Below are 13,481 nucleotides of genomic sequence, written 5' to 3' on the forward strand. Positions count from 1 at the left end.
TGGCACAATGGTCAGCTGTACTCGACAGTCGCACAGGACCCCTCTCTCCTCCGGCTGACGCGTCCATCGGGCACTCGGGTACCGCAACCCCACGCGGCCATCTCGCCGTGCCCAACCACGTCAAGACCAGGAGACACCACTTCCGTGGCAGTCAAGATCAAGCTGAAGCGTCTGGGCAAGATCCGTTCGCCTCACTACCGCATCGTCGTCGCCGACTCCCGCACCCGTCGTGACGGCCGTGCGATCGAGGAGATCGGCAAGTACCAGCCGACGTACCACCCGTCCGTCATGGAGGTGGACGCCGACCGCGTCGCCTACTGGCTGGGTGTCGGCGCGCAGCCGACCGAGCCCGTCCTCGCCATCCTGAAGAAGACCGGCGACTGGCAGAAGTTCAAGGGCGAGCCCGCCCCGGCGCCGCTGCTCGTCGCCGAGCCGAAGAAGGCCCGCCCGACGTTCGAAGCCCTCGGCGGCGAGGACTCGGGCAAGGGTGAGGCCATCACCCAGAAGAAGAAGGCCGAGAAGAAGGACGAGGCTGCCGCCGAGTCCTCTGAGTCGACCGAGGCCTGAGCACCATGCTCGAAGAGGCGCTTGAGCACCTCGTGAAGGGCATTGTCGACAACCCCGACGACGTGCAGGTCGCCTCGCGCAACCTGCGCCGCGGGCGGGTGCTCGAGGTCCGTGTCCACCCGGACGACCTCGGCAAGGTGATCGGTCGCAACGGCCGCACCGCACGCGCTCTGCGCACCGTCGTGGGCGCCATCGGCGGCCGGGGCGTCCGCGTCGACCTCGTCGACGTGGATCACGTTCGCTGACGCGTTTTCGCACCACCGGCTCGGGCCGGGGAAGGCCACTGGGCCGTCCCCGGCCCGCAGTCGTTACGGCACTCGTGACGACAGGCACGACAGGAGATCTTCAGAAGTGCAGCTCGTAGTCGCACGGATCGGCCGCGCCCACGGCATCAAGGGCGAGGTCACCGTCGAGGTACGCACCGACGAGCCGGAGCTGCGGCTCGCACCCGGCGCCGTCCTGTTCACGGACCCGGCCCCGACCGGCCCGCTGACCATCGAGACCGGCCGCGTCCACAGCGGCCGTCTCCTTCTGCGCTTCGAGGGGGTGCGCGACCGTACCGCCGCCGAAGCCCTGCGCAACACCCTCCTGATCGCCGAGGTCGATCCCGAGGAGCTGCCCGAGGAGAAAGGCGAGTACTACGACCACCAGCTGATGGACCTGGACGTGGTCACCGTCGACGGCGCCGAGGTCGGCCGGATCACCGAGATCTCGCACCTGCCCTCCCAGGACCTCTTCATCGTCGAGCGGCCCGACGGCAGCGAGGTGATGATCCCGTTCGTCGAGGCGATCGTCACCGAGATCGACCTCGAGGAGCAGCGGGCGGTCATCGACCCGCCGCCCGGTCTCATCGACGACCGCGCCGAGGTCGCCGGCACCCGGGACCCGGCCGGGGAAGAGTCCTGATGCGCCTCGACGTCGTCACGATCTTCCCCGAGTACCTGGAGCCGCTGAACGTCTCCCTCGTCGGCAAGGCACGCGCGCGCGGGCAGCTCGACGTGCACGTGCACGACCTGCGGGAGTGGACGTACGACCGGCACAACACGGTCGACGACACCCCCTACGGCGGCGGCCCCGGCATGGTCATGAAGACCGACCCCTGGGGCGACGCCCTGGACACCGTCCTCGCCGACGGCTACGAAAAGGGCTCGCAGGCCCCCGCGATCGTCGTCCCGACCCCCAGCGGCCGGCCCTTCACCCAGGAACTGGCGGTCGAGCTGTCCGGGCGCCCCTGGCTGATCTTCACGCCGGCCCGCTACGAGGGCATCGACCGGCGGGTCGTCGACGAGTACGCCGCCCGGATCCCCGTCTACGAGGTCTCCATCGGCGACTACGTGCTGGCCGGCGGCGAGGCGGCCGTCCTCGTCGTCACCGAGGCCGTGGCACGGCTGCTGCCCGGCGTGCTCGGCAATGCCGAGTCCCACCGCGACGACTCCTTCGCCCCCGGCCCCATGGCCAACCTCCTCGAAGGCCCCGTCTACACCAAGCCTCCCGCCTGGCGCGGCCGGGAGATCCCCGAGGTGCTGCTCAGCGGCCACCACGGGAAGATCGCCCGATGGCGCCGTGACGAGGCCCTGCGACGCACGACGGCCAACCGGCCCGACCTCATCGAGCGCTGCGCACCCGGGTCCTTCGACAAGAAGGACCGCGAGATGCTCTCCATCCTGGGCTGGACGCCCGACCCGGAGGGCGCCCCCTACGGCCGATTTTGGCGCAGGACCGACGGCGTGGAAGAATAGGTCGCTGTTGTGCGCCGTCCGGTGTGCGCCCCTGCCGCAGGGGGACACGACGCCCGCCTCGACGGGCACACGGCACTCAATCCCCGAACTTCTAGTTCCGTTGATGACCTGTGGCATCAGCGAAGAAAGCAGACGAAATGTCTCACCTGCTCGACTCCGTCGACGCCGCGTCGCTGCGCAGCGACGTTCCGGCCTTCCGCCCGGGCGACACCGTCAACGTCCACGTGCGCGTCATCGAGGGCAACCGCTCCCGTGTCCAGCAGTTCAAGGGCGTGGTCATCCGCCGCCAGGGCGCCGGCGTCCGCGAGACCTTCACGGTCCGCAAGGTCTCCTTCTCCGTCGGCGTCGAGCGCACCTTCCCGGTGCACACCCCGATCGTCGAGAAGATCGAGCTCGTCACCCGCGGTGACGTGCGTCGCGCCAAGCTGTACTACCTCCGTGAGCTGCGCGGCAAGGCCGCGAAGATCAAGGAGAAGCGCGACAACTGAGCGCCTTCCGGAGTTCATGGGCAGGCCGGATAACATCTGGCCCCGATGGACACCGAAGCTCAGCCGACCTCGGAGCGCGATCGCTCCTCCCGCCCTTCCGTGGCCGCCGACGTCTCCCAGGAGACCGGCGGCCCGGAGGGACCGGAGGGACGGTCGCGTTTTGCGTGGGCGGAGCGGATCACGTCGTGGGTCCCCGGGGGCCGCTACAGCCTGACCGCGCTGGTCTGCCTGCTGTTTTTGCTCGTCCTCAACGCGTTCGTGGTGCAACCGTTCCAGATTCCCAGCGGATCCATGGAAAACGCGTTGAGGATCGGTGACCGCGTTCTCGTAAATAAGTTGGCGTACCGTTTCGGTGCCGAGCCGCGGCACGGCGACGTCGTCGTGTTCGACGGCACCGAGTACTTCGGGAACTCCGACTACATCAAGCGCGTCGTGGGTGTGGGGGGAGATCACGTGGTCTGCTGCGACAAGGAGGGGAGGATCCAGGTGAACGGCCGGTCGGTCGACGAGTCGACATTCCTGTATCCCGGCGACGGCCCGTCCACGGCCGCCTTCGACGTGGTCGTGCCCGACGACGCCCTGTTCGTCCTGGGCGACCACCGCAGCCGCTCCAGCGACTCCCGGGACCACCTGGGCTCCCCGGGCGGCGGCATGATCCCGATCGACCATGTGATCGGCCGCGCCGACTGGATCGTCTGGCCCTTCGCCCACCTCACCCGCCTCTCGCGTCCGAGCGCCTACGCGCGCGTGCCCGGCTCGGAGGGCGCCCGTGGGTAACCGCGGCAAGCCGCGCGGCCTCCCGGACAGCGCCGCGGACAACCTCCTGCCCACCGGCGTCCGGCGCACCTCGGGCCCGGGCCCCGGCCGCTCCCGCGCGGAGCGGCGCAAGCTGCAGCGCAAGGTCAAGCGCAAGCGCAGGCGCTCGGCCGTGCGGGAGATACCGCTGCTGGTCGGCGTCGCCGTCCTGATAGCCCTGGTGCTGAAGACCTTCCTGGTGCAGGCCTTCGTGATCCCGTCCGGCTCCATGGAGCAGACCATCCGGATCGGCGACCGCGTCCTGGTCGACAAGTTCACCCCGTGGTTCGGATCCAAGCCGGAGCGCGGGGACGTCGTCGTCTTCAAGGACCCCGGCGGCTGGCTCGACGACGAGCAGACCACCGCCAAGAAGGCGGATCCGGTCGTCGTCAAGCAGGTCAAGGAAGGACTCACCTTCATCGGCCTGCTGCCGTCCGACAACGAGAAGGACCTCATCAAGCGCGTCGTCGGGGTGGGCGGCGACCACGTCAAGTGCTGTGACACGCAGGGGCGGGTCACCGTCAACGGCGTTCCCCTGGAAGAGGGAAGCTATCTCTACCCCGGCAACACCCCCTCGGACGACCCGTTCGACATCACCGTCCCCCGGGGGCGGCTGTGGGTGATGGGCGACCACCGGGCCAACTCCGCCGATTCCAGGGCGCATCGCCACACCGACTACGGCGGCACCGTCTCGGAGGACGAGGTGGTCGGCCGGGCCATGGTGATCGCCTGGCCCCTCGGGCACTGGATCCGTCTCAAGGAACCGCAAACTTTCTCCTCGGTGACCGGCTCGGCCGTCGGGGCGACCGCCTCCGCCCAGCCGTCGCATAGGGTTGCTTCCGACGGTCCGAACGGATCGATCGGAAGACTCCCGACCCCTGCGGAACTCCCGCTCGTTATGGGAGTGGTGGGCCTGCGCCGAATGTGGGGCAGGCAGCGGCACAAGGTGAGGAGTTGGCGTGGGGGATGTGGCGGTTGGCGCACGGTCCGGGCACGACGGCGAGGAGCACCGCGGACACCCCGTGGGCGCTGCCGACCCGGTCGCGGACAGCGCCGTGACCTCCGGGAGTGAACCCTTGGCGGGCGGCGACGGTCCGCCGACGGACGAACCGCCCCGCACCGGCGGCGACGGTCCCGACGGCCCGGCGCCGAAGGCGAAGAAACCCCGCTCCTTCTGGAAGGAGCTGCCGATCCTGATCGGCATCGCGCTGGTTCTCGCGCTGCTGATCAAGACATTCCTGGTGCAGGCCTTCTCCATCCCGTCGGCCTCGATGGAGAACACCCTCAAGATCGGCGACCGGGTTCTCGTCGACAAACTGACCCCGTGGTTCGGCTCCGAGCCGGAACGCGGCGAGGTCATCGTCTTCCACGATCCCGACAACTGGCTCGCGGGTGAGAACACCGTCGAGCCGAACGCCTTCCAGACCGTCCTCAGCTGGATCGGCCTGATGCCGTCGGCGGAGGAGAAGGACCTGATCAAGCGGGTCATCGGCGTCGGCGGCGACACCGTCGCCTGCAAGGGCACCGGCCCGCTCACGGTCAACGGCAAGGCGCTGAACGAGCCGTACGTGTACCCCGGCAACACCCCGTGCAGCCAGGACGACCAGGGCGGCCAGTTCTCGGTGAAGGTCCCCAAGGGCTACGTCTGGGTCATGGGCGACCACCGCCAGAACTCGCGGGACTCGCGTTACAACCAGTCGGACAAGAACCACGGCATGGTGCCCGTCGACCAGGTCGTCGGCCGTGCCATCGTCAAGGCCTGGCCGCTCACCCACTGGGGCACGCTGCCGGTGCCGGACACCTTCGAGCAGACCGGTCTGGGCGATCAGTCCGCGGCGTCCGCGGCCCTCACCGTCGCGCCGCAGGGTCTCGCCCTCGCCGGCGTCGTACCGGTGGTCCTGTGGCGGCGCCGGCGGAGCGGGGACTCCGGGACCCGGTGACCGCGGGGGCCCGTGCCCCGGCCCCCGGGCCCTCGTTCGGCAAACCCTTTCCCAAGCGTGTGACCTCGGCCTGCGAAGACCGGGCCGAACCGGGCGAGGCCGGGAGAGAGGGGCTGCCCGGTTTCGGTACCGCCGGGTAGGGTGCGGGTCCATGGGTGGCGAGAGCACTACACGAACGGCCCCGCGCAGCGGCGGTGGCACCAGCAGCGGCCCGGTGGGCAGCCGGACCGGACAGCGACTGTCCGGGCTGGCCGTCGCACTGGGCCTCGTGCTGTTCCTCGGCGGGTTCGCCTGGGGAGCCCTGCTCTACCGGCCCTACACCGTGCCCACCAGCTCCATGAGCCCGACGATCGCCGCCGGCGACCGCGTGCTCGCCCAGCGCGTCGACGGCGCCGAGGTGCGCCGCGGGGACGTGGTCGTCTTCACCGACAAGACCTGGGCGAGCAACGCGCCCGTGGTCAAGCGCGTCGTCGCGGTCGGCGGCGACACGGTCTCCTGCTGCACCGACGGCAAGCTGACCGTCAACGGCAAGCAGATCGAGGAACCGTATCTGCCGCCGGGCACCCTGGCCGAGATCAAGAACTTCCCGACCGTGAAGGTCCCCGACGGCAGGCTCTTCCTCCTCGGCGACGAGCGTCAGGGCTCCCTGGACTCCACCGCCCACCTCACCGACGCGGCCCAGGGCACGGTGGCGCGCAGCGCCGTCAAGGCCCGCGTCGACGCCGTCGTCTGGCCCATGAAAGGCATGCTGAAGCGGCCCACGGGCTTCACGGACCTCGGCGCCCTCTCCGAGCCGGGCCCGCTGGGCACGATCGGCTGGCTGATCGTCGGCGGCGCCGTGCTGGTGCTCGGCGGCGGCGCGTACGGCCCGATCGCCAAGCGGACGGGCCGCCGCCGCACCCGGCCGGAGTCCGCCGGTGCCCGCTGAGCCGGCGGAGGAGCCGACCGGCGGGGGCGTCGACTCCTACGAGGGCGGCCTGCGCAAGGTGGCGCGGGTCGTCCTGCTCGACCCGCAGGACCGCATCCTGCTGCTGCACGGTCATGAACCGGACGACCCCGCCGACCGCTGGTGGTTCACGCCCGGCGGTGGTGTGGAGGGCGACGAGACCCGTGAGGAGGCCGCTCTGCGGGAACTCGTCGAGGAGACCGGCATCACCGAGGTGGACCTCGGTCCCGTGCTGTGGCGGCGGATGTGCTCCTTCCCCTTCGCGGGCCGCCGCTGGGACCAGGACGAGTGGTACTACCTCGCCCGGACGACGGTGACGGCGACCCGGGCGACGGCCCTGACCGAGCTGGAACGGCGCAGTGTCGCCGGAGCGCGCTGGTGGACGTGTCAGGAACTGACCCAGGCACATGAGACGGTGTATCCGACCAGACTCGCCGAGCTGCTGCGCAGGCTGCTCGACGAAGGTCCTCCGGCCGGACCGGTGACCCTTGACACGGAAATCGTCTAGGGGCGCTCGGGACTGGCGCACAATGGGGGGATCGCACGGCTGAAGGGGAACATGCCATGAGCGCCGAGGACCTCGAGAAGTACGAGACCGAGATGGAGCTGAAGCTCTACCGGGAGTACCGCGATGTCGTCGGTCTGTTCAAATACGTGATCGAGACCGAGCGTCGTTTCTATCTGACCAACGACTACGAGATGCAGGTGCACTCGGTCCAGGGCGAGGTGTTCTTCGAGGTATCGATGGCTGATGCCTGGGTGTGGGACATGTACAGGCCGGCCCGCTTCGTGAAGCAGGTGCGGGTCCTCACGTTCAAGGACGTGAACATCGAGGAGCTGAACAAGAGCGACCTGGAGCTTCCGGGAAGCTGAGCCCCGCTGCGCTTTTGCCGAGTGCCCGCCGAGTGCCTGTCGTGTGTCTGCTGAGTGGCCGCCGCGTGCGCGCTGAGTGCCCCGGTCGGGCCGGCTGAGCCGGATTCCCTCGCACAGGTGACGGAGTTCTCCACAGTCGCCGGCCTGTCCACCAAGATCCTTTCGTTGGAGGCGGATGCGTGAGCGTTGGCACCGGAGGTGGTGCCGACATGAACGCACAGCTGGCACGTGGTGCACTCGGCAGGTACGGCGAGGAGCTGGCCGCCCGGCGGCTGGCCGAGACCGGGATGACGGTCCTGCAGCGCAACTGGCGCTGCGGCAGGACCGGTGAGATCGACATCGTCGCGAGGGACGGCGAGGTGCTGGTGGTCTGCGAGGTGAAGACCCGCAGGGACGGCGGCTTCCAGCATCCGATGGCGGCGGTGACGCCGGAGAAGGCGCAGCGCCTGCGCGGACTGGCCGAGCGCTGGATCCAGGCACACGGCGGAGCCCCGCCGGGAGGCGTCCGGATCGACCTGGTCGGCGTGGTTCTGCCGCGCCGCGGAGCCGCCGTCGTGCAGCACGCGCGGGGGGTGGCCTGAGATGGGCTTCGCGCGTACGTGTGCGGTGGCGCTGGTGGGCGTCGAGGGCGTCGTCGTCGAGGTCCAGGCCGACCTCGAACCCGGAGTGGCGGCGTTCACCCTGGTGGGGCTGCCGGACAAGAGCCTGAGCGAGAGCCGGGACCGGGTGAGGGCGGCGGTGGTGAACTCGGGCGGCGAGTGGCCGCAGAAGAAGCTCACGGTGGGCCTCAGTCCGGCCTCCGTGCCCAAAGGCGGATCGGGGTTCGATCTCGCTGTCGCTTGTGCGGTGCTCGGCGCGGCCGAACGGATCGACCCGAGGGTGCTCGCCGACATCGTGATGATCGGCGAGCTGGGCCTGGACGGACGCGTGCGGCCGGTGCGGGGCGTCCTCCCCGCGGTGCTGGCCGCCGCCACCGCCGGATACGAACAGGTGGTCGTGCCCGAGAGCGCCGCCGCCGAGGCCGCGCTGGTGCCGGGCGTCTCCGTGCTCGGAGTGCGCAGCCTGCGGCAGCTGATCGCCGTCCTCGCGGACGAGCCCGTGCCGGAGGAGGATCCGGACGAGGCGGGCCGCCCGGATCCGCTGCTGGCCGGCCTGCGGATGCCGGGCACGGGCGAGGCCACCGGCATGGGCACCGCCCACCCGGACCAGGAACACGACCTGGCGGACGTGGTCGGCCAGCGTTCGGCGCGCACCGCGGTGGAGGTGGCCGCCGCGGGCGGACACCACCTGTTCCTGGAAGGCCCGCCCGGCGCCGGCAAGACGATGCTCGCGGAGCGCCTGCCGGCGGTGCTGCCCAGGCTGTGCAGGGAGGAGTCGCTGGAGGTCACGGCGGTGCACTCGGTGGCCGGCCTGCTGCCCCCGGGCAAGCCCCTGATCGACGTGCCCCCGTACTGCGCCCCGCACCACTCGGCCACGATGCAGTCCCTGGTCGGCGGCGGCGCCGGCGTCGCCCGCCCCGGCGCGGTCTCCCTGGCCCACCGGGGCGTGCTCTTCCTCGACTTTAGCGACCACCGACTGCGTGCCCGTGTCACTCGTCGAGGTGGACTTTGGGCGCGTCGCGTGGGTCTTTAGCTAACGGTTTGTTTCTGTTCATCACGTATGTGACGGATCGGAAGGAACCCTAGTGAGAAGCACGTTGGTGCTGGAAGATTTGCGCGTCCAGAAGATCAGATACTCCGACGGAAGCTGGGCATTCTCGATCGTCTGGCCGGACTGCACGGCCGACGAAGAAGCCGAAAGCTATCTGCGCCAGTACGAGGGTTCGGGCTCCCAGGAGCCGTACGCCTACTACCTCGTCGATCACCTTCGGTGGCGCATCCGCGAGGGCCTGACCACGCAGACGACCACACTCCAGGATCTGAAGCGCTACCAGGGGGCGGTGGGGGCACAGGTGCCGATGCCGTACGGGCAGCCGTGGCGGGTGCCGCCGAAGCGTCCGTACGGCACGGCAGCCCTGTCGATCTCGGCGACCGTCCTGAAGGGCTTCTACCTGCACCAGTGCGTCAAACGCGGCATCAACAACGAACTACGCGAGGCGCTGGGCGTGTCCCGCCTTCCCACCACGGCGGACCGCAGGAGGGCCTTCCTGGGGCATGTGAAGACCTCGATGCCGTCCAACCCGCTGGCTCCTCCGAATAGCCCGCGGCGACGGCACCCGAAAATGCTGCCGGACGGGGCCCGGCCGGAACTGCTGAGCTCGGTGAACACCGCCCGTGACGAGATGGTCGTGACTTGGCTCTCCGACTCGACGTTGAGGATCGGCGGCCTGACCGGCTTGCACCTGGTCGATCTGCACATGCGGGAGAACGCGGACTGCGGCGAGTGCAAGAGTCCGCACGTCCACGTCTGCCACCGGCAGAACAACCCGAACCGGGCCAGGGCGAAGAAGAAGGAGGACTGGAGCCTGACGGACGGTGTGATCTGCGGCGGAGAGATCTACCGAGTGAGCCCGGCAATGGTCAGCTCCTACTTCAAGTACATGACGACCGAGTACACGAAGCACGCCACAGGGCACGGCATGTTCCTGATCCAACTGTCCGGTCCGACCACCGGCGAGCCGTGGACCGCGGACGCGGCCCGCGGAATGCTGCGGCGGGCAGGGCGACGGGCCAAACTGCCCGGCCGTATCAAGCCGCACGCGTTCCGACACACGACCACGTCGAAAATCCTGGACGCCGCGAACGGCGACCCGCTCGTGGCCAAGGCTGCGGGAAACTGGGCGTCCGCCGCGATGGTCGATGAGGTGTACGGGCACCCGGACCTGCACTCCCCGGAGTTCTCCGCGGCCCTGACCGAGGTCTGGGGGGACTCGAAGTGAGGACTACCACCCACTCAGCCCTCTCGCTATTGGTCAACCGCCACGCGGTCTCCCGCACGGTCATCGACCGCCTGGAGGTCCTCCAGGCGCTCATCGACGGTCCCACCTTCGACCCGATCTTCCGGGGTGACGTGCTCCGCATCCCCGCCGAGCACCCCGCTTACGGATGGCGGTGCAAGGTCGAGGACTGCCAGAGGAGTAAGGAGGGCAACTGGGACCTCTGCCACCGCCACCAGAACCAGTGGACGGCCCTGCGCGCGGACGGCGCCACCTACACCTCGTTCCTGGACATCGCGGAACCGCTCCAGACGCGGAGCTGGTCCGACCCCAGGATCTGCCTGATCTGCCCGGAACTGCCGGCCGTCGGCCACATGGGGCTTTGCATCGTCCACGCGAAGCGGTGGACCGGCTGGGAACGCTGGATGCGCAAGAAGGACCTGGTCCCGCACCTAGAGGATTGGCTGCCACAGCAGGGTCCGCTGCCGGGCATGGGCAGCTGTCTGGTACTCGCCTGCAGCGAACTGGCCGACCCGCATCCGCTCCGCCTGTGTTCCCGCCACCGCACCCTCTACGGCCGCCAGGGTCGGCCGGGCGACGCGCAGGTCCCCGACCGCCGGCAGGGGTCCCCGCATGCCGGGCCAGACGGCCACGGGAAGGTCATTTACGGCGACGAGGCAGCGTTCAAACAGTGGTGCCGCACCGCTCCGGCCATCGTGCGGATGACGGGCACTCTCTCACTGCTCGGCCTGCGACCGCTGGTGAAGGCCGAGCTCCAGTGGATCTTGTCCCACCACTCCAAAACCGTGCTTGAAGGCGCCTACTGGCCATTGCGGTTCGTTCAGACCATCGCCCAGCACTGTCGCGACCACGATGTGAGTTCGCTCATCGACCTCGAACTCGCCGGCCTCACGGATCACTGCCAGAAGATCGTCAAGGCGATGCTCTGCGAACTGCGGCTCGTCTACTTCACCCGCCAGGACACCAAACAGTCCGGATTCCTCGAAACCGACCACTACGGAATCCGCTTCCCCAACTGCAGCAGCCATTTCGACCTGACCTGCATCTCTCAGACCTGGCTCAGGGATATCCTCTGGGACTTCTTCGACGATCTGCTGCGGAACAAGCCGCCTCGCTCTCAGACCACATTCAAGGCCGTTCGTCGAGCCTGCACCGAGCTCAGCGCCTACCTGCTTGCCCAGGCACCGGCCGGCGGCAACGACCCGCACCGGCTGACGGAGCAACACATGCTGGACTTCGTCGCCGACCAGCGTCACCGAGGCCGCAACGGGCTGCCGCCCCTTGGGCTGCACAGAGATCCCGGAGGCCGAGGCCGCAAGCAGGCCCGGGCGACCCCGGAAGCGGTCGCCCGGACCTTCGTGGGTGTCCGGCGGCTGCTCAGGTTCGGCATGGACGAGGGCCTCACCACCGCGGCCGGCGTCGACCGCCGCTTCGTCATCGCGGTCCCGGGCGGCGGGCCTTCGCGCGGCGGCAGGCGCCAGCCATTCTCCGATGAGGTCGCTCGCGCACTCGGCGCCGATGACAACCTCCAACTTCTCGATCAGCACGACGTCGAAGACCGCGGCCTACGGGACATCTGGGAGACCCTGGTCTTCACCGGACGCCGCGCGAACGAGGTGATCAAACTCCGGCTCGAGTGCGTCGGGCGGATCAACAATCTGCCCGTGCTCTGGCACGACCAGACCAAAGTCGGGAATCTCGACGAGGGAATCCGCATCCCCGAACGGCTCGTCGACCGGATCACGGTCCGTCAAGCCAAAACAATCGACCGGTTCGTCGAGCGGCACGGCCGCAAGCCCACGCCGGAAGAACGCACCCTCATCGCCCTCTTCCCCCGTCGCTCGACCAACCGGGCCGCCCTGCAGAGCGTCAGCTACGGCTTCTTCCAGACGGGCTTCTCCACCTGGGTCAACGAACTCGACATCAAAGGCGTCCCCCACCAAGCTCGTCACACCCTGGCCACCAAACTGCTTAAGGCCGGCGCGAACCTTTCCCACGTCAAGCGCTACCTCGGCCAGGTCTCCGAGGCCATGGCCGAGCACTATGCCCACATCGCCAACACTGACCCCAAGCTGAACGAGGCCCTCAACACACTCTGGGTGACCGGGCCCGGCGCCGCAGAACCTGGTGTCGTCCTCTCGTCCGGCGAACCCATGTCCCGCGAGCAGGCCCAAGCGCTGGCCATCGACCTCACCCGACGCTCCACCCCGGCCGAAGGCGGCTTCTGCACCTTCCAGCCCGTGGTCGACGGCAATGCCTGCCCGTGGAACATGGACTGTCACAACTGCGACAAGTTCGTCCTCTCCGGAGCCGACCTCGTCTATTGGCACCGAAAACGCGAGCAGTGGCGCATGTTGGCCGAGCGGGCCCCCACCCCGGCCACCGCGGACTACTTCCACGAGCTCTTCGAGCCAACTGCCCGCGCGATCGATGGTTTGGAGAAGGCCCTGGCCGCCGTCGGTCTTCTCGACGAGGCTCTCGAACTCGACCTCCGACGGCCCCAGGACTACTTCGGCCGAGTCTGGGCCACCGCGTTCCGTGCGCAGGAACTCGCCCGCCACGAAGACGCTGATGAAGACGGAGGAGAGGCTGCATGAGGCCCTCTAACACCGCGGCCGCCATCGCAGCTCGCCGCACGCAGACCAAGGACAAGCTGGACCGTGTCGCCACGGCCATCGGCCAGCTCCGCCGCGACCGCAGTCGGCTGACCGTCCGCGGCATCGCTCAACGCGCCGACGTGTCCGCCACGTTCCTCTACGAGAACGCGGACGCTCGCGCACTCGTCCAGAACGCTGTCACCGACAGCCGCAGCCGCCGCGACGCCGCCGGCCAGGCCGAACACGACCGTATTGAAGCAACGTGGCGCGAGCGGGCCATGAACGCTGAAGCCGAACTCACCAGAACCCAGAAAGAAGTCCTGGTCCAGCGGCAACGGATCGGCGAGCTCATGGGACAGATCCGCGGCTTCGACCGGATGGTCCCCGGCGAGTCAGTCCAGCACCTAATCAGCGAGAATACGACCCTCAAGCACCTAGTGCAGAAGCTGACCCAAGAGCATCGCAAACTCCAGGAACGACTCGAAGGAGCACGCTCCAACCTTCGATTCTCGGACAAGCGCATCGCCGCTCTCGAAGCCCAACTTCTCGAGAGGAAGCAGCCATGAACACCAGCATTCACAAGAGCATCCAGGCGTCAGCTCATATCGGTGGCCCATCACCGGCGTCCGCTTCATGCCGC

15 protein-coding genes and 1 pseudogene are annotated in these 13,481 nt (G+C 68.9%); all 16 read left to right on the plus strand.

The features are described 5' to 3' along the window. The first annotated feature begins 144 nt into the window (after window positions 1-144). The 16 genes and pseudogenes from rpsP to QF032_RS27865 all read left to right on the plus strand — a co-directional run bounded on the left by rpsP (window position 145) and on the right by QF032_RS27865 (window position 13,407). Entirely contained in the window at window positions 145-567 is a 423-nt protein-coding gene (gene rpsP, locus QF032_RS27790; protein WP_306949087.1) for a 30S ribosomal protein S16, read from the plus strand. Window positions 568-572: 5 nt separating this feature from the next. Beyond that, on the plus strand, window positions 573-812 hold the full coding sequence (locus QF032_RS27795) for an RNA-binding protein (protein WP_003973401.1): 240 nt from the start codon (window positions 573-575) through the stop codon (window positions 810-812). 106 nt (window positions 813-918) lie between these two features. Beyond that, the gene (gene rimM, locus QF032_RS27800) at window positions 919-1,473 is read left to right on the plus strand and encodes a ribosome maturation factor RimM (protein WP_307057879.1); all 555 of its coding nucleotides are present in this window, start codon (window positions 919-921) and stop codon (window positions 1,471-1,473) included. Then, window positions 1,473-2,306, plus strand: a complete 834-nt coding sequence (gene trmD, locus QF032_RS27805; protein ID WP_307046218.1) for a tRNA (guanosine(37)-N1)-methyltransferase TrmD — start codon at window positions 1,473-1,475, stop codon at window positions 2,304-2,306. Before rimM ends, trmD begins: the two co-directional genes overlap by 1 nt. A gap of 137 nt (window positions 2,307-2,443) precedes the next feature. Next, window positions 2,444-2,794 (plus strand): 50S ribosomal protein L19, encoded by a 351-nt coding sequence (rplS, locus tag QF032_RS27810; protein ID WP_020128707.1) that lies wholly within the window; start codon window positions 2,444-2,446, stop codon window positions 2,792-2,794. Between the two features lie 45 nt (window positions 2,795-2,839). Continuing rightward, window positions 2,840-3,571, plus strand: coding sequence for a signal peptidase I (gene lepB, locus QF032_RS27815; protein ID WP_307057880.1), 732 nt, complete (start codon window positions 2,840-2,842; stop codon window positions 3,569-3,571). Then, window positions 3,564-4,661 carry a signal peptidase I gene (gene lepB, locus QF032_RS27820; RefSeq protein ID WP_307057883.1) on the plus strand — a complete coding sequence of 366 codons (1,098 nt, stop codon included), beginning with the start codon at window positions 3,564-3,566 and terminating at the stop codon, window positions 4,659-4,661. Before lepB (QF032_RS27815) ends, lepB (QF032_RS27820) begins: the two co-directional genes overlap by 8 nt. Then, on the plus strand, window positions 4,549-5,529 hold the full coding sequence (gene lepB, locus QF032_RS27825; RefSeq protein WP_307046224.1) for a signal peptidase I: 981 nt from the start codon (window positions 4,549-4,551) through the stop codon (window positions 5,527-5,529). The genes lepB (QF032_RS27820) and lepB (QF032_RS27825) overlap by 113 nt, the downstream gene beginning before the upstream one ends. 151 nt (window positions 5,530-5,680) lie before the next feature. Further along, window positions 5,681-6,457 (plus strand): signal peptidase I, encoded by a 777-nt coding sequence (gene lepB / locus QF032_RS27830; protein ID WP_306949081.1) that lies wholly within the window; start codon window positions 5,681-5,683, stop codon window positions 6,455-6,457. Next, complete coding sequence (locus tag QF032_RS27835; RefSeq protein ID WP_307057885.1) at window positions 6,447-6,983, plus strand: NUDIX hydrolase; 537 nt, start codon at window positions 6,447-6,449, stop codon at window positions 6,981-6,983. The genes lepB (QF032_RS27830) and QF032_RS27835 overlap by 11 nt, the downstream gene beginning before the upstream one ends. Before the next feature lie 56 nt (window positions 6,984-7,039). Then, window positions 7,040-7,348 (plus strand): DUF2469 domain-containing protein, encoded by a 309-nt coding sequence (locus QF032_RS27840; protein ID WP_005311352.1) that lies wholly within the window; start codon window positions 7,040-7,042, stop codon window positions 7,346-7,348. Between the two features lie 209 nt (window positions 7,349-7,557). Continuing rightward, window positions 7,558-7,929 carry a YraN family protein gene (locus QF032_RS27845; protein WP_307046228.1) on the plus strand — a complete coding sequence of 124 codons (372 nt, stop codon included), beginning with the start codon at window positions 7,558-7,560 and terminating at the stop codon, window positions 7,927-7,929. 1 nt (window position 7,930) lies between these two features. Next, window positions 7,931-8,908 (plus strand): annotated as a pseudogene (locus QF032_RS27850) (YifB family Mg chelatase-like AAA ATPase); the annotation flags it as partial. 124 nt (window positions 8,909-9,032) lie between these two features. Beyond that, entirely contained in the window at window positions 9,033-10,226 is a 1,194-nt protein-coding gene (locus QF032_RS27855; RefSeq protein ID WP_307057887.1) for a tyrosine-type recombinase/integrase, read from the plus strand. Further along, window positions 10,223-12,841, plus strand: a complete 2,619-nt coding sequence (locus tag QF032_RS27860; RefSeq protein ID WP_307057889.1) for a tyrosine-type recombinase/integrase — start codon at window positions 10,223-10,225, stop codon at window positions 12,839-12,841. Before QF032_RS27855 ends, QF032_RS27860 begins: the two co-directional genes overlap by 4 nt. Further along, window positions 12,838-13,407: a DUF6262 family protein gene (locus QF032_RS27865; RefSeq protein WP_307057892.1), complete on the plus strand. Its 570-nt coding sequence runs from the start codon at window positions 12,838-12,840 to the stop codon at window positions 13,405-13,407. Before QF032_RS27860 ends, QF032_RS27865 begins: the two co-directional genes overlap by 4 nt. Window positions 13,408-13,481 lie beyond the last annotated feature (74 nt).

Origin of the sequence: Streptomyces achromogenes, assembly GCF_030816715.1 — a bacterium.
Taxonomy (GTDB): Bacteria; Actinomycetota; Actinomycetes; order Streptomycetales; family Streptomycetaceae; genus Streptomyces; species Streptomyces achromogenes_A.

What these genes read in the sequence shown, in the direction of transcription:
- lepB (WP_307057880.1), top strand. Translation starts at nt 2,840, where the DNA reads ATGGACACCGAAGCTCAGCCGACCTCGGAGCGCGATCGCTCCTCCCGC.
- lepB (WP_306949081.1), top strand. Translation starts at nt 5,681, where the DNA reads ATGGGTGGCGAGAGCACTACACGAACGGCCCCGCGCAGCGGCGGTGGC.
- trmD (WP_307046218.1), top strand. Translation starts at nt 1,473, where the DNA reads ATGCGCCTCGACGTCGTCACGATCTTCCCCGAGTACCTGGAGCCGCTG.
- QF032_RS27840 (WP_005311352.1), top strand. Translation starts at nt 7,040, where the DNA reads ATGAGCGCCGAGGACCTCGAGAAGTACGAGACCGAGATGGAGCTGAAG.
- QF032_RS27795 (WP_003973401.1), top strand. Translation starts at nt 573, where the DNA reads ATGCTCGAAGAGGCGCTTGAGCACCTCGTGAAGGGCATTGTCGACAAC.
- rplS (WP_020128707.1), top strand. Translation starts at nt 2,444, where the DNA reads ATGTCTCACCTGCTCGACTCCGTCGACGCCGCGTCGCTGCGCAGCGAC.
- QF032_RS27865 (WP_307057892.1), top strand. Translation starts at nt 12,838, where the DNA reads ATGAGGCCCTCTAACACCGCGGCCGCCATCGCAGCTCGCCGCACGCAG.
- QF032_RS27845 (WP_307046228.1), top strand. Translation starts at nt 7,558, where the DNA reads ATGAACGCACAGCTGGCACGTGGTGCACTCGGCAGGTACGGCGAGGAG.